Genomic DNA, 19,556 nt, shown 5'->3' with positions numbered 1-19,556 from the left:
ATCACCATGAAAGCCAACGACATCAAGAAGGGCAACGTCGTCGAGTACAACAACGGCGTGTACCAGATCCGCGACATCGAGCGCAGCTCGCCGCAGGGTCGCGGCGGCAACGTCCGCTTCCGCTTCATCATGTACAGCGTGCCGGGCGGCAACAAGCTCGATGCCAGCTTCGATGCCGACGACAACCTGGTCGAGGTCGAACTGCTGCGCCGCCAGTCCACCTATTCGTACAAGGACGGCGATGCGTTCGTGTTCCTCGATGACGAGGACTACACCCCGTACACCCTGGACGCGGACGTGATCGGCGACGACGCCGGCTACATCACCGACGGCCTGACCGGCATCTACGTGCAGGTGATCGACGAGCAGCCGGTGGCGATCCAGCTGCCGGCCTCGGTGGTGCTGGAAGTGATTGAAACCCCGCCGGAACTGAAGGGCGGCACCGCCACCAAGCGCCCGAAGCCGGCCAAGCTCAACACCGGCATCGAAATCATGGTGCCGGAGTACATCGTCAACGGCGAGCGCGTGCTGGTGAACACCGCCACCGGCGAATTCGCTGGCCGTGCCGACTAAGCGCCTCGCGCTGATCGGCTGCCTGTCCCTGCCTGCGGCGTACTCGCCGCAGGCAGGCCATCGGATGTAGCAGTCGGGTAGCACCGAGCCCACGCTCGGCTGCTGTGCGTTGGACAGGGACTGCAGCCGAGCGTGGCTCGGCTCTACAGGTAGCTTACGGCTGCTTCGCGCCGAAATTGCCGCAGCCGTGGTACTGGCGGGTGCCGATGGTCAGGTTCACCTTGGCCTCGAACGCCTCACCACTCATGTCGTCCTGGCAGGTGGTGCGCTGGAAGCTGAGCTTGACGTCGGTACCGTCGGACGCCTTGCCACTCCATCCGTCGGCCCCCTCGGCGGGCTTGGCCACATCGAAGCGGCGCTCGCCGTAATCGACTTCCACCTGCAGGCCCGGCGCATCGCCGTCAACGACTGCAAGCCAGCCGGGTTCATTGCCGGTGGCACGGAACGCGGCATTGCCGGCGCTGCCATCGCCTTCGGTGGCTTCGACCGCATGGCACTCGCGATCGGCCTCGCCCTTCAGGCTCAACAGGCCGTCATCGCTGCCCTTGGTCCAGAAGCTGTTGCCCTGGCCATCGCCATACTTCGCGCCCGACGCCGCACGCTCGGAGGTCATGGCGAAGGTACGTTCGCCGATCACTACCGTCGCCGCATCCTCGCCATTGAAGGTCGCGCGCACGTTCAGATCACCACACCGGTACATGGTCTCGCTGCCGGTACCGGCGCCGGTGCTGGCAGCCGGTTCGGGCGCGGCCGGCGGCGCGGCATCAGTGCCGCCCGCAGCGGGTGGCTGTGCCGGCTGGCACGCGGCCAGGACCAACCCGAGGGAGGCTGCCAACAGACTGGGGACTACACGCATGGCTCGACTCCTTGTCGACACTACAGAGATCTTCGACCCTACCACCTGCCGGTGAGCGGGGCCTGAAAGCGGCCTGACCGCACTCACGCGGCCAGCACCGCCATCGACAGCAACTGTGCGCCACTGTCGCCGGAACTGCAGGTCCAGACCCGCAGCAGGCGCAGTTTCAGCTCGCGCTCCTGGCCCTGCCCGCGCACCGACAAGCGCACGTCACTGGACAACAATGCCAGGCGTCCGCACAGCAGCGTTTCCACCGCGTGCAACTGCAGGTTCCGTACCTGCAGGCCACCGGCCAGCCAATCGCCCAGCCACGGCAGGTCGAGCATGCGGCCGCCATGGCCGTCCATCATGAACAAGGCCGGCGATACCAGCGCGGTCAGCGCATCGTGATCATTTTCCAGCAGCGCTGCGCACAGGCGCTGCTCCAGCGCCATCAACTGTTGCTCGTGCAGATCTTCAACGATGTTCCGTTCCATCCACGATTCCTTCCGGCATCGGCCGGCGCCTGCGCAGGCGCTGCGCGATCCACTGCCGCGCACCCTGCACTACTACATAGAAGACCGGCACGAAGAACACCGCCAGCACGGTCGCACTGACCATGCCGCCGAACACGCCGGTTCCGATCGCCTGCTGGGTTTCCTTCGATGCGCCCTGCGCCAGCATCAGCGGCACCACGCCCAGCGCGAACGCCAGCGAGGTCATCACGATCGGCCGCAGGCGCAGCCGTGCCGCCTCCAAGGCCGCTTCGACCAGGCCACGGCCCTGCTGCTGCAGCTGGCGTGCGAACTCGACGATGAGGATCGCGTTCTTCGCCGACAGCCCGATCACCGTGATCATGCCGACCTTGAAGAACACGTCGTTGGGCATGCCGCGCAACAACACGGCGGCGACCGCGCCGAGCAGGCCCAGCGGCACCACCAGCATCACCGCCAGCGGAATCGACCAGCTCTCGTACAGCGCCGCCAGCACCAGGAACACCACCAGCATCGACAGCAGCAACAGCCACGGCGCCTGCGCACCGGATTCGCGCTCCTGCAGCGACTGGCTGGTCCATTGCAGGGCGAAGCCAGACGGCAGCTTCTCCGCCAACCGCTCCATCTCCGCCATCGCCTGACCGGTCGACACGCCGGAGGCCGGGGCGCCGGACAGATTCAGCGCCGGGAAGCCGAGATAGCGCTGCAGCTGCAGCGGCGCCTCGGTCCAGTGCGGGGTCACCAGTTCGGACAGCGCCACCATGCCGCCCTCGCTGTTGCGCACGTACAGCTTCAGCACGTCCTCCAGTTCCATCCGGTGCGAGGCGTCTGCCTGCAGGATCACCTGCTGCAACCGGCCCTTGTTGGGGAAGTCATTGACGTACTGCGAGCCCATCGCAGCCGACAGCGTGCTGCTGATGTGTTCGAAGCCCACGCCCATCGCCTCGGCCTTGGCCCGGTCGATGTCCAGCCGCACGCTGGTGCCGGCCGGCAGGCCATCGGCATGCACCTCGGACAGCAGCGGGCTGGCCTCGGCCAGCTTCAGCAGCTGCTGCAGGGCCGCGCGTAGTTCGGCCTGGCTCTGCCCGGTACGCGCCTGCAGGGCGAGCGAGAAGCCGGACGAACGGCCCAGGCTGTCGATCGCCGGCGGCATCACGCTCATCACCTCGCCCTCGGCAATCGTGGACATCGCCTTCTGCGCGGCCTCCACCTCGCCGGCCGCGGTGGCGCCTGCACGCTCGCTCCAGTCCTTGAGCATGGTGTAGGTCAGCGCCGCGCTCGGACCGGAGCCAGAGAAGCTGTAGCCAAGGATCGACTGGTTGGAGCCGATGCCCGGACGCGAGGCCACGTGCCGCTCGTAGGCTTCGACCACGGCCAGCGTGCGCTCGGCGGTGGCTTCGGCCGGCAGCTGGATCGAAGTCATGAAATAGCCCTGGTCTTCTTCCGGCAGGAATGCGCCCGGCAACCAGTGCAGGCCCAGCAGCAGCGCCACCACCAGTGCGGCGAACACGCCCATCACCCGCCCACTGCGCTGCAGCACCGAGGCCACGCCACGCTGGTAGCGCCCGGTCATCTTCTCGAAGCCACGATTGAAGGCACCGAACAGCCCGACACGACCATGGTGTCCATGGGTATTCGGGCGCAGCAGGGTCGCGCACAGCGCCGGCGTCAGGCTCAATGCCAGCAGCGCCGAGAACAGGATCGACACCGCCATCGCCACGGTGAACTGGCGGTAGATCGCGCCCACCGAGCCGCTGGCCAACGCCATCGGAATAAACACGGCGGTCAGCACCAGGGTGATGCCGATCACCGCACCGGTCAGCTCGCGCATCGCCTTGATGGTGGCCTCGCGCGGCGGCAGTCCTTCCTCGGCCATGATCCGTTCCACGCCCTCGACCACCACGATGGCGTCGTCGACGATGATGCCGATCGCCAGCACCATGCCGAACATGGTCAGCACGTTGATCGAGAAGCCCAGTGCCAGCATCACCGCGAAGGTGCCGAGCAGCGCGATCGGTGCGACCAGCGCCGGAATCAGCGTGTAGCGCCAGTTCTGCAGGAACAGGTACATCACCGCGAACACCAGCAGCATGGCCTCCAGCAGCGTCTGCACCACCTTCTGGATCGAGATCTTCACGAACGGTGCGGTGTCGAACGGAATGCTCGACTCCACGCCGCGCGGCAGCAGCGGCGCCAGTTCGGCCATGCGCTCACGGACCGCCGACGCGGTGCGCACTGCGTTCGCGCCAGGACGCAACTGCACCCCGGCGGCGGTCGCTGGGTGGCCATCCTCGCGGGTGCCCCACGCATAGCTCTGCGCGCCCAGTTCGACGCGGGCGACATCGCCCAGCACCACCCGTGAACCGTCTGCCCCGGCGCGCAGCACGATGGCTGCGAACTGCTCCGGCGTGGACAGCTGCCCATCGGCGCTGAGCGGCACGGTGATGCGCTGGCCTGGAACACCCGGCGAATCACCGATGCGTCCGGGCGAGATCTCCAGGTTCTGCTGCTCGATGGCGGTGGCCACATCGCCCATGGTCAGGCCGTAGCCGGTCAACCGGGTCGGGTCCAGCCAAACGCGCATCGCCTGTTCGGCACCGAACAGCTGCACGCGGCCGACGCCATCGATGCGGCGCAGCTCTTCGATGATGTTGCGCGCCATGAAATCGCCCAGCGCGGCCTCGCTGACGCTGGCATCCGGCGAACGCAGGCCGACCAGCATCAGGAAGCCGGAATCGGCGGCCTCCACGAACAGGCCGTTCTGGCGCACGCTGCGCGGCAGGCGCGGCTCGATCGCCTTGATCCGGTTCTGCACGTCCACCTGCGCCAGCTCCGGGTTGGTACCGGGCTTGAAGGTCGCAGTGATCGAGGCTTCGCCGGAGGTGTCCACCGACGATTCGAAGTACAGCAGGTGCTTGACGCTGGACAGCTCGCGCTCGATCAGCCCGACCACCGCATCATTCAGCGTCTGCGGGCTGGCCCCCGGGTAGCTGGCATAGATGCTGACACTGGGCGGCGCGACCGCCGGATAGCGCTCCACGGCCAAGCGCGGAATCGCCAGTACGCCGGCCAGGATGATGAAGATCGCCAGCACCCAGGCGAACACCGGGCGATCGATGAAGAAACGTGCCATGTTGGATTTTCCTGGAGGGGCTGGCCCGGGAAAGGCTCAGCCCTTGCTGCCGGCCTGCACCGCGCCGGCGCTGGCGACCGGCACCTGCCAGTCGCGCGCATCGACCACCACGCCTTCCTGCAGGCGTTCCTGGCCCTCGACCACCACCTTTTCGCCCGCCTTCAGACCGGTGCGCACCAGCCACTGGCGATCAACGCTGCCGTCGACCTCCAGCGTGCGGATCACCGCCTTGCCATCGCCCCCGATCACCCAGGCATAAGCCTGGCCACCGGCGCTGCGCAGCACGGCCTGCTGCGGCACGGTCAGCGCACTGGCCGGTGCACCCCGCGGCACTTTCGCGCGCACATACATGCCGGGCAGCAGCTGGCGCTGCGGGTTGTCGACCAGGATGCGGAGGATCACATCACCGGTACGCGCATCGACGTTGATGCCGGAGAACAGCATCTGGCCACGCTCGGGCAGCGGCTTGCCGGCGGCACCGATGATCGTCACCGGCAGCTCGCCACCACCGGCAGCACTGCGCTGCAGCGATTCCAGCTGGGCCGCCGGCTGGCGCACATCGACGTAGACCTGGTCGATCTGCTGTACCACCGCCATCGGCTCGGCATCGGCCACGCCGACCAGTGCACCTTCGGTCACCAGCGCCTGATCGATGCGGCCGGCAATCGGCGCGCTGACCGTGGCATAGCGCAGGTCGAGCTGGCGACGGGCCAGGATCGCGCGCGCTTCATTCACCGCGGCACGGGCCTGTTCGTACTCGGCACTGGCATCGTCGCGATGCTGCTGGCTGACGGCCTGTGCCGCGGCCAGTGCATGCAGGCGCTGCGACTGCACGCGACTGCGGCCCAGGGCGGCCTCACTGCGCTGCAGCGCGGCCAGTGCCGAATCGACATCGGCACGGAAGGCCGCCGGATCGATCTGGAACAGGGCCTGGCCGGCGTCTACTTCCGCGCCCTGGTCAAACAGCCGGCGCTGCACGATGCCACCCACCTGCGCTCGGATCTGCGCGGTGCGCACGGCGGCCACGCGGCCAGGCAGTTCGTCGTCACGCTGCACCACCTGCGGGCCGACGGTAACCACGCTCACGCGGGGTGCGGCTTCGGGCGTGGCTTCGGGGGTGGAGCAGGCCGTCATGGCCAGGGCGAGGGCCGCGATCAACGCGACCGGAGTCCTGAAGGTTCTCATTGCTGTGCACAATGCCGCGCGGGCGGCTGATAGGTTCTGAAGAACCCAGTGTGCGTGGCGATGATGGGGTTTCGATGGAGGAACTGTGGAGATACGATGGAGGCAAGCACCTTAAGGCCCCGCCCCTGCATGCATGCCGCCCCTGCCCTCGCCGCCCTCGTCCTGATCGTCGAGGATGAGGCCGAGATCGCCGACATTCTTACCGCCTATCTGGAACGCGAAGGACTGCGTACGCTGCGCGCCGCCGACGGCCACAGCGCACTGGACCTGCATCGCAGTGCCCGCCCCGACCTGGTCCTGCTCGACGTGCAGCTGCCGCGGCTGGATGGCTGGAGCGTGCTGACCCAGCTGCGCCAGCGCGGCGAGACGCCGGTGATCATGCTGACCGCACTGGACCAGGACCTGGACAAGCTGACCGCACTGCGCATGGGCGCTGATGACTACGTGGTCAAACCATTCAATCCGGCCGAAGTGGCGGCGCGCGTGCGCGCCGTGCTGCGGCGTACGTTGCGCGCCTCGCGCGTGGACGCCCCGACCGCGCTGCGGGCGGGCCCGCTGCTGATCGACTCGGCCACCCACGCCGTACACGTGGAAGGCGAAGGCTACAGCCACGAAGTGCTGCTCACGCTCACCGAGTTCAAGCTGCTGCACTGCATGGCGCTGGCGCCGACCCGCATCTTCAGCCGCAGTGAACTGATGCACGAATGCCTGCCGGAAAGCGAGGCGCTGGAGCGCACGGTCGACAGCCATGTCAGCAAGCTGCGCCGCAAGCTGGATGAAGTGGGCATGGTCAACGTGCCGGCCAGCGTGCGTGGCGTCGGCTACCGGTTGATGGCCGACCGCTGATGGCCCGCCTGCGCCGCTCCGGGCTCAGCCGCCACATCATCGTCTCGATGTCGTTGATGGTGATCGGCGTCATCGTGATGATGATCCTGTCGTCCTGGCTGCTGTATGCGGTGCTGGTCGAATTCTTCCCCGGCACTACCGAGGAACCGGAAAGCTGGCTGCCGACCGGCCCTGAACTGGCATGGATGGTCGGCGTGATCCTGACCGGCCTGGCGCTGGCCATCGCCGCCTCGTTCCGTCTTGCCCATCGCATCCTGTCGCCGTTGAATTCGCTGGTGGACAGCGTGCGCGCGCTCGCGGGCGGCGACCTCGGTGCTCGTGCCAGCGTCGAGGAAAACTCGCCGGGCGAAGTGGCCACCTTGGTCGAGGACTTCAATGCCATGGCGCGGCGGCTGCAGCACGTGGAGAGCGAGCGTGCGATGTGGCATGCAGCCATCGCCCATGAACTGCGGACGCCGGTGACGATCCTGCGCGGCCGCCTGCAGGGCCTGGCCGAGGGCGTCTTCCAGCCGGACGAATCACAGTTCCGCAGCCTGCTCGCCCAGGTCGAGGGCCTGTCAAGACTGATCGAGGATCTGCGCGTGCTGAGCCTGTCCGACAATGCGCGGCTGGACGTGCGCCGCGCACGTACCGACGTGGTGGCCGAAGTGCATTCGGTGATGACCCTGGTCGATCCCCAGTTCCGCGCCGCCGGCTTCGTGCTGGAGCTGGAAACCAGCCGCGAAGAACACAACGCGCACTGCGACCCGACCCGCCTGCGCCAGGCGCTGCTGGCGCTGCTGGAGAACGCGCGCCGCTATGCCAGCCCGGGCAAGGTGCGGATTGCCGTGCATGACACACCGGGCCATGTGCAGGTGGCGATCGAGGACGAGGGCCCGGGCATCGACCCGACCTTGCACGCCGACATCTTCACCCCGTTCATGCGCGCCGATGGCTCGCGCTCACGCCAGGGCGGCGGCAGCGGGCTGGGCCTGGCGGTGGTCAAGGCCATCGCAGACGCGCACGGCGGCCGCGTCTACTGCTCGCCGGGCAGTGCCGGGGGCAGCCGTTTCGTCATCGAACTGCCGCGCCAGTAGCCGGTGCAGCGGCCTGTTCCCGCAGGCGGGCACCGAGCGCAGCGAGGTTGGCGTCGATCGCATCCATTTCGTTGCGCTGCTTCTCCGGCAGCTGCTGACGCAGCTGTACGCGCAGCGCCTGCCAGGCCGGTACCGCCTGTGCGCTGGCGGTGGCAACCGCTTCGGCCAGCACCGCCTGCTCATCGGCCAGCGGCAACCCGTAGCCGCCGTCCGCCAGCAGCGTACCCGGGCGCAGCCATTGCCCACCCTGCTCCAGCAACTGGCGCAGGCCCCGGGTCTCGGCACTGTCCGGTGCGGCCAGCAGGCGCCGTTTCAGCACATCGCGCGCGCGCAGCTCGGCGCGGCGTTGCGCAGCCTGTTCCAGCAGCAGCAGGCCGGCGCTTGCGCGCAGGTCGCCCTGCAGCAACCACAGCGCACGCTGCTGTGCGGGCAGCTTCAACCAGCCGCGTACGTCGCGTGCGGGCAATGCCAGCTGGGCTGCCGCCACGCCGAACAACTGCTGGTAGTGATCGCGTGCCGAGGCGAAGTAGTAACCCTGCGCCTGTGCTGCATTGCGGTCCGTGAGTACCTGCTCGTCCAGCACATGCAGCTGCGACAGCCGACGCTTCAAACCACGCGGACTCAGCTGGGCCAGCCCGGCCTCCCCCAGCCGCGGCACACCCGCCTGCAGCAGCTTGGCGGTTTCCACCGCGCAGTTGTTGCTGACGAAGTAATAGCGCCCGTCATAGCTCCAGTGCACCTGCGCAGTGCGCTCGAGCAGGCTGGCGATCTCGCCGGGCGACAACTGCAACGGCAGCGACTGCAACCCGCGCAGTTCCACCTTGGTGTACTCATCCACCACCTGCTGCAGCGACAGCACGAACAGTCGCGACGGGTAGCCACCGGTAAGGCCACGCCAGTTGGAAATCTGCACGTCACCAACGAAGGCACGGAACGACAGCACCCGGTGGTACTCCAGGTCCAGTCGACAGTCCGGCCCCGGCGCACGGCCCGGCCGGCAGATCACCAGCCGCAGCATGCTGTGGCCCCAGCGGCTCATCGGCTGCGCGCTGCCTTCGGCAAACAGGTAGTCCACCGCGTAGACGCGTGCCGGGTCGAGTTGCAGCAACGACGCCGCGCCCTCTTCCGATTCAGCCTGCAGCAACGGCAGCGTGGTCGCGCAGTGCGACTGCGGCAGCGATGGCGGGGTTCCGAAATGGGCCTGGTACCACTGCGCCAGTGCCGGGCGCCGGCAGGCAAACTCGCTGTCGAGCACGAAATGCTCGGCGTTCACTGCCAGGTACTCGGCCGGATCTTTCAGTTCATACGCATCGGGACTACGGTCTCGGAAGTCATTGCCGCCACGGCCGAGATGCCAGGGCTTGCGCTGCCATCCGGCCAGATCACGCCAGCGCACACTGCGCGACCAGTTCGCCGCCGTACGGTCGGCAACATGGCTCAGTTCGTGTACCAGCGCGCTGCGGCGTGCGCGGCGCGCACCGGGCACGGCATCATCCAGCAGATCGCGGCGCAACGTGATGCGGCCGGCGAAGGCGCGGCCATGCACCTCGGCGGGAAGGCCATCACTCCAGCGCACCTGCACCTGCGCCGGCAGGGCGCGCAGCAGACCCTCCGGCAGCAGTGACTGTACGTCGGTCAGGGTCTGCGTCGCCACCTGCTGCTGTGCAGGGCTCAGCCCCGCAGGATCGAGCTGCAGGCGATCAGCCGCGTGCGCGACATGAGCGATCAGCAGTAGAGCCACGCCGTGCGTGGCTGCGTTCCGTGCAGATGTCATGGCGTTGCCGGCCAGCGGCCGGCACTACCCGAAGGCGGGATCAACGCGCCAGCAGCGCGCGGGCCAGTTCCAGGTCGCTCTGCTGCTGTGCGGCAGTGCTCTGCTCACGCAGGTGGACAAGCGCCGCCTGCAGGCGAGCGCCACGGATCTGGCCGTCGCTGGCGACGAACGCAGCGGCATCGTCGCGTGCAGCCATCACCACCTTGTCGTCACCCGAGCTGCTGCCCGAGGAACCGGAGGAAGCACCCGTGGCCGAACCGGCCGACGTGCCGGCGAAGCTGGAAGCGAAGCCGGCCAGCGGCAGGGACAGCAGGGCGAGCAGCAGAAGCGGACGGGTCATCGGTTCGAAGCCGGTTGTTAGGAAGCGTGGAGCGTAACGGGTGCGTGAAGGATTTGCCCGGCTCAAACGTCGAACAGCTTGCCGGGATTCAGCCGCGCTTGGGGATCGAACGCGCGTTTGACCGCCTTCATCAGGGCGATCTCGGCCGGGCCGCGGGTGCTGTCCAGGTAGCCCTTCTTGACCAGGCCGATGCCGTGCTCGGCCGAGATGCTGCCATCGAAGCGGGCCAGCACCTGCGCCAACAGCTTGGTTACGTGCTCGCATTGCGCCACGAAATCAGCGTCGCTGGTGTCGTCCGGCTTGAGCACATTGATGTGCAGATTGCCGTCACCGATGTGGCCGAACCAGACCACGTCGAAATGCGGATAGGCCTGCCCGATCAGCGCCTGGGTCTCGGCCAGGAACGCCGGCATCGACGAGATCCGCACCGAAACATCGTTTTTGTAGGGCTTGTAACGGGCAAGCGACTCAGTGATGCCTTCGCGCAGGCGCCACAGCTGCGCGGCCTGCGCGTCGCTGGCACTGATTACGCCATCGCTGACCCAGCCATTGCCCATGCAGTCCTCGAACGCGGCCATCGCCGCCGCTTCCTGGGCCTCGTCGCCCGCGGCGAACTCGGTCACCACGTAGTACGGATGCACCTCGTCGAACGGTGCCTGTGCGCCATGTGCCAGCACGTGCTCCAGCGCCCGGTCGGTGAAGAATTCGAAGGCCTGCAGCTGCAGGCGCGCGCGGAACGCGGCGAACACCTGCATCAGAACTTCAAAGCTCGGCACTGCCAGCAGCATCACGTTGCTGGCCGGCGGCGGGTCGGTCAATTTCACTGTGGCTTCGACGATCACACCCAGCGTGCCCTCCGAGCCGATCAGCAGCTGGCGGAAGTCATAGCCGCTGGAGTTCTTGATCAGCCCCTTGTTGAGTTCCAGCAACTCGCCGTCAGCGGTGACCACCTTCAGCCCTGCGATCCACTCGCGGGTGTTGCCGTAACGGATCACGCGGATGCCACCGGCATTGGTGGCGATGTTGCCGCCGATCGAGCAGGACCCGCGCGCGGCGAAATCCACCGGGTAGATCAAGCCATGGTCCAGCGCGGCATTGTGCACGGCTTCCAGCGGCATGCCGGCCTGCACCACCAGGGTGCGATCGACCGCGTCGTAGGCCAGCGCCTTGTTCATCCGTTCCAGGCTGAGCACCAGCTCGCCGTTGGCGGCCACCGCGCCACCCGAGAGGCCGGTGCGGCCACCGGACGGCACCACGGCCACGCCCTCGCCTGCGCTCCAGCGCATCACCGCCTGCACTTCCTCGACCGTGGCCGGCAGTGCGATCGCCAGCGGCGCCGGCGTCCAGCGCCGGGTCCAGTCGCGCCCGTAATGCTCCAGGTCGGACGGATCGGTCTTCAGCTTCAGGCCGGGGCAGGCTTGTTGCAGCGAGGCAATGCGGGAATCGGTCATGACGGTCCAGCGCGGTGCGTGAAGAACGGGCAAGCGTGCCAGCGGCACGCGCCAGCGTCCAGCCCCGCAGCCGTGCAGATAGCTACGGATGCAACCAATTGCGCACTGCACCATGGTCGCTGCGATCTGGCATAGTGGTCAGCCCCTGTCCCACTGGCCGTGTCGCCCCATGTCGCCGAAGAAGACCTCGTTCCCGAAGCAGGATATCCGCGTGCTGTTGCTGGAGGGGGTCAGCCAGACCGCCGTGGAGGTATTCAGCGCCGCCGGCTACAGCCAGATCGAAGCGCACACCAAGGCGCTGCCCGAGGACGAACTGAAGGCGCGCATCGCCGAGGCGCACATCGTCGGGATCCGTTCGCGCACCCAGCTCAGCGCCGAAGTGCTGGCCGAGGCCAAGCGCCTGATCGCGGTGGGCTGCTTCTGCATCGGCACCAACCAGGTCGACCTGGACGCGGCCGAGCTGGCCGGCATCCCGGTGTTCAATGCGCCCTATTCGAACACCCGCAGCGTGGCCGAGCTGGTGATTGCCGAGGCCATCATGCTGACCCGTGGCATTCCGCAGAAGAATGCCGAGTGCCATCGCGGCGGCTGGTCCAAGTCGGCCAGCGGCAGCCATGAGGTGCGTGGCAAGACCCTGGGCATCATCGGCTATGGCCACATCGGCACCCAGGTCGGCGTGCTGGCCGAATCGCTGGGCATGCAGGTGATCTTCCACGACGTGGAAACCAAGCTGGCGCTGGGCAATGCGCGTGCTGCGGCCAGCCTGGACGACCTGCTGGCCCGCGCCGACATCGTCACCCTGCACGTGCCGGAGACCCCGTCCACGCAGTGGATGATCGGCAGCACCGAGCTGGCGAAGATGCGCAAGGGCGCGCACCTGATCAACGCCGCGCGCGGCACCGTGGTCGACATCGATGCGCTGGACGCGGCGCTGGCCAGCGGCCACGTCGGCGGCGCCGCGCTGGACGTGTTCCCGGTCGAGCCGAAGGGCAATGGCGATATCTTCGAATCGCCGCTGACCCGCCACGACAATGTGATCCTGACCCCGCACGTAGGCGGCAGCACGCTGGAGGCGCAGGACAACATCGGCGTGGAGGTGGCGGCCAAGCTGGTGCGCTACAGCGACAACGGCAGCACCCTGTCGGCGGTCAATTTCCCGGAAGTGACCCTGCCCGAGCACGCCGACAGCCTGCGCCTGCTGCACATCCACCAGAACGTGCCGGGCGTGCTGTCCAAGGTCAACGAGATCTTCTCGCGCCACAACGTCAACATCGACGGCCAGTTCCTGCGCACCGACCCGAAGGTGGGCTACGTGGTGATCGACATCACCGCCAGCGAGGAACAAGCCGCCGCCGTGCGCGACGAGCTGGCCGCGATTCCGGGCACGCTGCGCACGCGCATCCTGTACTGAGAAAAGGGGACGGAGGGGATTAAGTCGTTTGCGGCACATGCGGCATAAACGACTTAATCCCCTCCGTCCCCTTTTTCTTCAGCGCGTCAGCCACCGGCGCGCCATGCGCTGCATGGATTCGTCCGATTCCGGATCGGCGGCGACCTCGGTCACCGGCCGCCAGGCCAGCTCCAGCGATTCCTCGCTGAGCACGAAGGCCTCGCCACCCAGCGCCCGGATCACGAAACGCACGTCGTAGTGCCAGTGCCCCGGCACGTCCTTGCGCTCCGGAATCCAATGCTTGTCCAGATCGAAGATGGCCGGGTCTTCCAACACCAGGCCGCTCAGGCCCGACTCCTCCTCGGCTTCCTTCAGCGCCACCTGGGCCAGGTCGCGGTCGCCGTCGGCGTGGCCGCCCAGCTGCAGCCAGCGCTGCAGCTTGCGGTGATGGGTCAGCAGCAGGCGCTGGCCGTCGGCACTGACCAGCCAGCAGCTGGCGGTGAAGTGGCCGGCCAGCCGTTCGCGCCGGAACGGATCTTCCGGATCGTCCAACAATGTGCCGAATTCGGCAGCCAATGCGTCGTGGGCGGGCTCGCGGCGGGCGTAGTCCCGCAGCAGGCCACGCAGGCGATCGTCAAGCACGGCAAGGGTTTCGGCGGTCTGGCTCATGAATGGGCGGCGTTTGGAAAAATACTGCTCATTATCGCCGTTCATTGTTGCGATTGCGCTTGTGCGTTGGCTTCAGCTTTGGCTAAGGTACAGCGGGCCGTTCGCGCGGCCTTCACCATTCCAGGGTTGCCGGCAACGTATCGGCGGCCCACCCAATCCGATCACTAGGAAGTACTGCATGCTGAAAGCTCTGTTGAGGGTCAAGCCGGTTGAACCGGCCGGGCACGTCGATGCTGGCGAACCCATCGAAGGCAGCCTGGACGGCGAAGCCACGTTGAAACGGACCCTCACGGCTAAACACCTCATCCTGCTTGGCGTGGGTGCGGTGATCGGCGCAGGTATCTTCGTGCTGACCGGCCAGGCTGCGGCCAACCACGCTGGCCCGGCAGTGATGCTGTCGTTCGTCATCGCCGGTTTCGCCTGCGCCCTGGCGGGCCTGTGCTACGCCGAATTCGCGGCGATGATGCCGGTCTCCGGCAGCGCCTACTCCTACTCCTACGCCACCCTCGGCGAGGGCATGGCCTGGTTCATCGGCTGGTGCCTGGTGCTGGAATACCTGTTCGCCTCGGCCTCGGTCGCGGTGGGCTGGTCGGCGTACCTGATCAGCTTCATCACCACCACGCTGCACATGCCGTTCCCGGATGCGCTCAGCGCAGCCCCGATCGCCTGGACCGGCAGCGAGTTCATCGCCTCAGGCAAGCTGTTCAACCTGCCTGCAGTACTGATCGTGGCGGCGGTGTCCGGCCTGCTGTACGTGGGCGTGACCCAATCGGCCTTCGTCAACGCGATCATCGTGGCGATCAAGGTCACCGTCATCTGCCTGTTCATCGGCATCGGCGCGGCCCACATCGACCCGGCCAACTGGCAGCCGTTCATCCCGGAAAACACCGGCGTGGCGGGTGAGTTCGGCTGGAGCGGCGTGTTCCGTGCGGCCACCATCGTGTTCTTCGCCTACATCGGCTTCGATGCGGTCTCCACCGCCGCCGGTGAAACCAAGGACCCGCAGCGCAACATGCCGATCGGCCTGCTCGGCTCGCTGGCCGTGTGCACCATCGTCTACATCATCGTCTGCGCGGTGCTGACCGGCATGATGCCGTACCACCTGCTAGGCACCGACAAGCCGGTGGCCACCGCGCTGGAACCCTACCCGACCCTGTCCTGGCTGAAGACCCTGGTCGAGATCGGCGCCATCGCCGGCCTGTCCTCGGTGGTGCTGGTGATGATGATGGGCCAGACCCGCATCGCCTACACCATCTCCCGCGACGGCCTGCTGCCGAAGTTCTTCGGCAGGGTCCACGCCCGCTTCCGCACCCCGTACGTCGCCACCATCGTGGTCGGCGTGATCGCCGCCGCACTGGCCGGCCTGGTACCGCTGAACGTGCTGGGGGAACTGGTCTCGATGGGCACCCTGCTGGCCTTCGCCACGGTCTGCATCGGCGTGCTGGTGCTGCGCTATACCAAGCCGGAGATCCACCGCCCGTTCCGCGTGCCGGCGGTGTGGATCATCTGCCCGCTCGGCGCGGCTACCTGCCTGTTCCTGTTCTGGCAGGCGTTCGTGGTGCACTGGCACCTGTTCGTCGGCTGGACGCTGCTCGGCCTGCTGATCTACCTGGGCTACGGCATCCGCAACAGCAAGCTGGCCAAGTCGCCCTGATCCGCCTACGGGCCGGCCTCGTGCCGGCCCGTCCGTTTTCCCCGCGCGCCGCCCGTGGCGCGCTTCGACAAGACCACCACACATGTTCAAGCAACTGTGGGCCACCAAGCACCCGCATGCCGCCCATGAAGACGCCAACGGCCTGAGCCTGCGCCGCCACCTCGGCCCCTGGGGCCTGACCGCCCTGGGTATCGGCGCGGTGATCGGCGGCGGCATCTTCGTCATCACCGGCCAGGCCGCCGCCAACCACGCCGGCCCGGCCATCATGCTGTCCTTCGTACTGGCCGCCATCTGCTGCGCCTTCTGCGCGCTGGCCTATGCCGAGTTCGCCTCGATGGTGCCGGTCTCCGGCAGCGCCTACACCTACACCTACGCCACCTTCGGCGAGCTCTCGGCCTGGTTCATCGGCTGGATGCTGGTGCTCGAATACGGCGTCTCCGCCTCGGCGGTCGCGGTCAGCTGGACCGGCTATTTCCTCAGCCTGCTCAGCCAGTTCGACATCCATCTACCGGCGGCGCTGGTCAGTGCCCCACTCGATGCACAGCTGCGCCCCACCGGCGCGATCGCCAACCTGCCGGCCGCCGCACTGGTGCTGCTGCTGACCTGGCTGTGCTACGTCGGCATCAGCAAGTCCTCGGCGATGAACATGGCGATGGTCGTGCTCAAGACCGGCCTGATCGTGCTGGTCATCGTGGTCGGCTGGAAGTACGTGGACACCAGCAACTGGACCCCGTTCATTCCGGCCAACGAAGGCCCCGGCAAGTACGGCATGGAAGGCGTGCTGCGTGGCGCGGCGATGGTGTTCTTCGCCTACATCGGCTTCGAGGCGGTGTCGGTGGCGGCGCAGGAATCGAAGAATCCACAGCGCGACATGCCGTTCGGCATGATGCTGTCGCTGGTGATCTGCACCGTGCTGTACATCGCGATGGCCGCAGTGATGACCGGCCTGGTGCCGTTCCAACTGCTGGGCACCGACGAGCCGGTGGTGACCGCGGTGGCCGCGCATCCGCAGCTGGGCTGGTTGCGCTGGGTGGTCGAGGTCGGCGCACTGGTCGGCCTGTCCTCGGTGGTGCTGGTGATGATCATCGGCCAGCCGCGCATCTTCATGATCATGGGCCGCGACGGCCTGCTGCCGCCGGTGTTCACCAAGATCCACCCGAAGTACCGTACCCCGCACATCAACACGGTGATCACCGGTATCGGCATCGCGCTGCTGGCGGCGCTGTTCCCGCTGGACATCCTCGGCGAGCTGACCTCGATGGGCACGCTGATCGCGTTCGCTGCCGTGTGCGCCGGCGTGCTGATCCTGCGCCGCACCCAGCCGGACCTGCCGCGTCCGTTCCGCATGCCGATGGCGTGGCTGATCTGCAGCCTGGGCGTACTGAGCTGCCTTGCCCTGCTGTCGGCGATGACGATGCACAACTGGATGCTGATGGGGGTGTGGACGTTCGTCGGCTTCGTGATCTATTTCTGCTACGGCTTCAGGCACAGCCGGCTGCGGGGTAAGTGAGGTTTTTGCATTGCAGGGCCTGCGGCCCTGCACCCGCCCGGAGCAACGGCAACAGCTGGGCTGAAGGTTTGGCGGGGAGGCATGGGTTCGCGGGGACGCCGTGAATCCGTCCATGGAGGCTTAGCCGCGCCATCCATGGCGCGGATACCCCCGCGAACCCATGCCTCCCCGCCCCTGACACTCTCCCGGCGCGTCCGGTGGATCCACGCCATGCGTGGATGAATTCGGTCTGGGAAATGAATTCTCTGTAGAGCCGAGCCATGCTCGGCTCCGAGCAAGCGCAGCGCCGCGACCCGCTTCTGCCTTTCCTTCTTCACTCCGTGGCTGACGCGCACGGAACCTGTCCGTGGTCGGGCGGGTGGGTTGTGCAGGGGTGTCCGCGGCATGGATGCCGCGGCCAAGCCCCCAAGGAAGGGTCTACGGCGTCCCCTGCACAGCCCACCCGCCCGGCCAAAGCAAGAAATCCAGCCCGGCGAGACAGCCACGAGGGGCTCAGCCGTTGGCCGAATCCAGTAAAATCGCCCGCATGAACGCCCCCACCTTCCCGTACGACACCGCGCGCCTGAGCGAACTGGCCCAGCTGCTGATCGACAACGTCCGCGAGCTGGCCCACGCCGGCTGGACGCCGGCCACCAGCAGCAACTTCTCCCACCGCCTGGACGACCGCCACGCCGCGATCACCGTCTCCGGCAAGGACAAGGGCCGCCTGATCGAGGACGACATCATGGTGGTGGACTTCGACGGCCTGGCCGTCGGCCGCCCGCTGCGCCCGTCCGCCGAAACCCTGCTGCACACCCAGCTGTATCGCCGCTTCCCGGAGATCGGCTGCGTGTTGCACACCCACTCGCCGGTGCAGACCATCGCCTCGCGCCTGTACGCGCCGCAGGGCCACATCCGCCTGGAAGGCTACGAGCTGCTGAAGGCCTTCGCCGGCAACAGCACCCACGAGATGGCCATCGACGTGCCGGTGTTCGCCAACACCCAGGACATGAACGTGCTTTCGAAGCAGGTCGATGACCTGCTCGACCGGCAGAACCTGTGGGGCTACCTGATCGACGGCCACGGCCTGTATGCCTGGGGCCGCGACATGGCCGAGGCACGCCGCCACCTGGAAGCGTTCGAGTTCCTGTTCCACTGCGAGCTGGAACTGCGCAAGCTGCGCGGCTGAACCCGCACGCAGGTGCAGATGCCGATCCGGAATCTGCACCTCGTGCCCACCCTGCTACCCTGTCTTCCCCCCGAGACGTTCAAGCTGCCGCCATGAGCCGACTGCGCATCTACGACGACACCCGCCCCGAATCACCGCTGCTGGACACCCAGGACGGCGCGGTCATCGCTGCCGAGCTGCAGAAGATCGGCGTCACCTTCGAGCGCTGGCAGGCCACCGCACCGGTCGCACCGGGCGCCAGCCAGGATGAAGTGTTCGCCGCTTACCGCGCCGACATCGACCGCCTGGTTGCCGAGCGCGGCTTCAAGAGCGTGGACGTGGCCTCGATCGCCCCGGACAACCCGAACCGCGCCGAGCTGCGCAGGAAGTTCCTCGACGAACACTTCCACAAGGAAGACGAGGTGCGCTTCTTCGTCGCGGGTTCCGGCCTGTTCACCCTGCACGTGGGTGACAAGGTCTATGAGATCGAGTGCGTGAAGGACGACCTGATCGCCGTACCCGATGGCACCACCCACTGGTTCGACATGGGCGACGAGCCCAGCTTCGTGGCGATCCGCTTCTTCACCGAACCGGATGGCTGGGTCGGTCACTTCACCGGCACCGACATCGCGCAGAAGTTCCCCCGTTACGTACCCACCCAGGCGTCCTGATCCATGCAGCCCCGCGTCATCCTGACCGACATCGAAGGCACCACCAGCAGCATCTCGTTCGTCAAGAACGTGCTGTTCCCCTATGCCCGCAAGGCGCTGCCCGCGTTCGTCGCCGAGCACGGCCAGCAGCCGGAAGTCCGCCGCTGGCTGGATGCGGTGGCCACCGAGATCGGCGGCGCCTGCCAGGACAGCCTGGTGGCCGAGACGCTGCAGGGCTGGATCGACCAGGACCGCAAGCACACCGCACTGAAGGCGCTGCAGGGCCTGATCTGGGACGAAGGCTACCGCCGCGGCGACTACACCGCGCACTTCTACCCGGAAGTGGCGCCGGTGCTGAAGGGCTGGCACGCCTCCGGCCTGCCGCTGTACGTGTACTCCTCCGGCTCGGTGCCGGCGCAGAAGCTGTTCTTCGGCTTCAGCGACGCCGGTGACCTCAGCCCGTTGGTGTCGGGCTGGTTCGACACCGAAGTCGGCGGCAAGCGCGAGGCCGACAGCTACCGCCGCATCGTGCAGGCCATTGGCGTGCCGGCCGGCGAGATCCTGTTCCTGTCGGATGTGGTGGAAGAACTGGATGCCGCCCGCGAAGCCGGCCTGCAGACCCGCCTGATTGATCGCCTGGATGACTACCCGCTGCCGCGCACCGGCCAGGCCGCCAACGGCCACGAGCGGGTCGAGAATTTCCAGCAGATTCAGCTGTAAGCAAGAAAAAGGGGACGGAGGGGATTAAGTCGTTTTTGGGGCACAAGGGGCCCCAACAAAAAAATACCCACCCGGCCCGGTTTTTGGAAACAATCAGTTAAGGGGTTTT

At 67.2% G+C, this 19,556-nt stretch carries 17 protein-coding genes; 9 read left to right on the top strand and 8 right to left on the bottom strand.

The annotated features are described in order from the left end of the window. Window positions 1–6 precede the first annotated feature (6 nt). The gene (gene yeiP / locus ABE423_RS05395; RefSeq protein WP_005409468.1) at window positions 7–573 is read left to right on the top strand and encodes an elongation factor P-like protein YeiP; all 567 of its coding nucleotides are present in this window, start codon (window positions 7–9) and stop codon (window positions 571–573) included. 154 nt (window positions 574–727) lie between these two features. Here the strand turns inward: yeiP and ABE423_RS05390 are convergent, their stop codons facing one another. The 4 genes from ABE423_RS05390 to ABE423_RS05375 all read right to left on the bottom strand — a co-directional run bounded on the left by ABE423_RS05390 (window position 728) and on the right by ABE423_RS05375 (window position 6,220). Beyond that, a complete protein-coding gene (locus tag ABE423_RS05390; RefSeq protein WP_346485285.1) occupies window positions 728–1,429 on the bottom strand; it encodes an MliC family protein in 702 nt (233 codons plus the stop codon). Window positions 1,430–1,512: 83 nt separating this feature from the next. Next, the gene (locus ABE423_RS05385; RefSeq protein ID WP_293796829.1) at window positions 1,513–1,905 is read right to left on the bottom strand and encodes a nuclear transport factor 2 family protein; all 393 of its coding nucleotides are present in this window, start codon (window positions 1,903–1,905) and stop codon (window positions 1,513–1,515) included. Further along, window positions 1,886–5,035 carry a multidrug efflux RND transporter permease subunit gene (locus tag ABE423_RS05380; protein ID WP_346485283.1) on the bottom strand — a complete coding sequence of 1,050 codons (3,150 nt, stop codon included), beginning with the start codon at window positions 5,033–5,035 and terminating at the stop codon, window positions 1,886–1,888. Before ABE423_RS05380 ends, ABE423_RS05385 begins: the two co-directional genes overlap by 20 nt. Before the next feature lie 36 nt (window positions 5,036–5,071). Next, window positions 5,072–6,220 (bottom strand): efflux RND transporter periplasmic adaptor subunit, encoded by a 1,149-nt coding sequence (locus ABE423_RS05375; RefSeq protein WP_125895391.1) that lies wholly within the window; start codon window positions 6,218–6,220, stop codon window positions 5,072–5,074. Between the two features lie 129 nt (window positions 6,221–6,349). On the opposite strand from ABE423_RS05375, the gene ABE423_RS05370 reads away from it, so the two are divergent. After that, entirely contained in the window at window positions 6,350–7,066 is a 717-nt protein-coding gene (locus ABE423_RS05370; protein WP_020424480.1) for a response regulator, read from the top strand. Further along, window positions 7,066–8,142 carry an ATP-binding protein gene (locus tag ABE423_RS05365; protein WP_293796823.1) on the top strand — a complete coding sequence of 359 codons (1,077 nt, stop codon included), beginning with the start codon at window positions 7,066–7,068 and terminating at the stop codon, window positions 8,140–8,142. Before ABE423_RS05370 ends, ABE423_RS05365 begins: the two co-directional genes overlap by 1 nt. Here the strand turns inward: ABE423_RS05365 and ABE423_RS05360 are convergent. The 3 genes from ABE423_RS05360 to ABE423_RS05350 all read right to left on the bottom strand — a co-directional run bounded on the left by ABE423_RS05360 (window position 8,120) and on the right by ABE423_RS05350 (window position 11,707). Continuing rightward, a complete protein-coding gene (locus ABE423_RS05360; protein ID WP_125895393.1) occupies window positions 8,120–9,916 on the bottom strand; it encodes a DUF4105 domain-containing protein in 1,797 nt (598 codons plus the stop codon). The genes ABE423_RS05365 and ABE423_RS05360 overlap by 23 nt on opposite strands. Before the next feature lie 40 nt (window positions 9,917–9,956). After that, window positions 9,957–10,256: a DUF2388 domain-containing protein gene (locus ABE423_RS05355; protein WP_125895394.1), complete on the bottom strand. Its 300-nt coding sequence runs from the start codon at window positions 10,254–10,256 to the stop codon at window positions 9,957–9,959. A gap of 62 nt (window positions 10,257–10,318) precedes the next feature. Then, window positions 10,319–11,707 carry an FAD-binding oxidoreductase gene (locus ABE423_RS05350; protein ID WP_049400143.1) on the bottom strand — a complete coding sequence of 463 codons (1,389 nt, stop codon included), beginning with the start codon at window positions 11,705–11,707 and terminating at the stop codon, window positions 10,319–10,321. Window positions 11,708–11,876: 169 nt separating this feature from the next. On the opposite strand from ABE423_RS05350, the gene serA reads away from it, so the two are divergent. Continuing rightward, complete coding sequence (gene serA, locus ABE423_RS05345; RefSeq protein ID WP_014037034.1) at window positions 11,877–13,118, top strand: phosphoglycerate dehydrogenase; 1,242 nt, start codon at window positions 11,877–11,879, stop codon at window positions 13,116–13,118. Window positions 13,119–13,196: 78 nt separating this feature from the next. Here the strand turns inward: serA and ABE423_RS05340 are convergent, their stop codons facing one another. Continuing rightward, on the bottom strand, window positions 13,197–13,811 hold the full coding sequence (locus ABE423_RS05340; RefSeq protein ID WP_125895397.1) for an NUDIX hydrolase: 615 nt from the start codon (window positions 13,809–13,811) through the stop codon (window positions 13,197–13,199). A gap of 133 nt (window positions 13,812–13,944) precedes the next feature. Here ABE423_RS05340 and ABE423_RS05335 point away from each other — a divergent pair, with 133 nt between their 5' ends. The 5 genes from ABE423_RS05335 (at window position 13,945) to mtnC (ending at window position 19,447) form a co-directional block, all read left to right on the top strand. Beyond that, a complete protein-coding gene (locus ABE423_RS05335) occupies window positions 13,945–15,420 on the top strand; it encodes an amino acid permease (protein WP_121503164.1) in 1,476 nt (491 codons plus the stop codon). A gap of 82 nt (window positions 15,421–15,502) precedes the next feature. Beyond that, window positions 15,503–16,930 (top strand): amino acid permease, encoded by a 1,428-nt coding sequence (locus ABE423_RS05330; protein ID WP_032128776.1) that lies wholly within the window; start codon window positions 15,503–15,505, stop codon window positions 16,928–16,930. Window positions 16,931–17,456: 526 nt separating this feature from the next. Continuing rightward, the gene (locus ABE423_RS05325; protein ID WP_049434984.1) at window positions 17,457–18,098 is read left to right on the top strand and encodes a methylthioribulose 1-phosphate dehydratase; all 642 of its coding nucleotides are present in this window, start codon (window positions 17,457–17,459) and stop codon (window positions 18,096–18,098) included. A 92-nt stretch (window positions 18,099–18,190) separates the two neighbouring features. Beyond that, on the top strand, window positions 18,191–18,748 hold the full coding sequence (locus tag ABE423_RS05320) for an acireductone dioxygenase (RefSeq protein WP_014037028.1): 558 nt from the start codon (window positions 18,191–18,193) through the stop codon (window positions 18,746–18,748). 3 nt (window positions 18,749–18,751) lie between these two features. After that, window positions 18,752–19,447, top strand: a complete 696-nt coding sequence (mtnC, locus tag ABE423_RS05315; RefSeq protein ID WP_043397315.1) for an acireductone synthase — start codon at window positions 18,752–18,754, stop codon at window positions 19,445–19,447. Window positions 19,448–19,556: the final 109 nt, after the last annotated feature.

Origin of the sequence: Stenotrophomonas sp. TWI1409, from assembly GCF_039673015.1 — a bacterium.
In the GTDB taxonomy this organism is placed as follows: Bacteria; Pseudomonadota; Gammaproteobacteria; order Xanthomonadales; family Xanthomonadaceae; genus Stenotrophomonas; species Stenotrophomonas maltophilia_A.
This window is presented reverse-complemented; position numbering and strand designations above follow the sequence as displayed.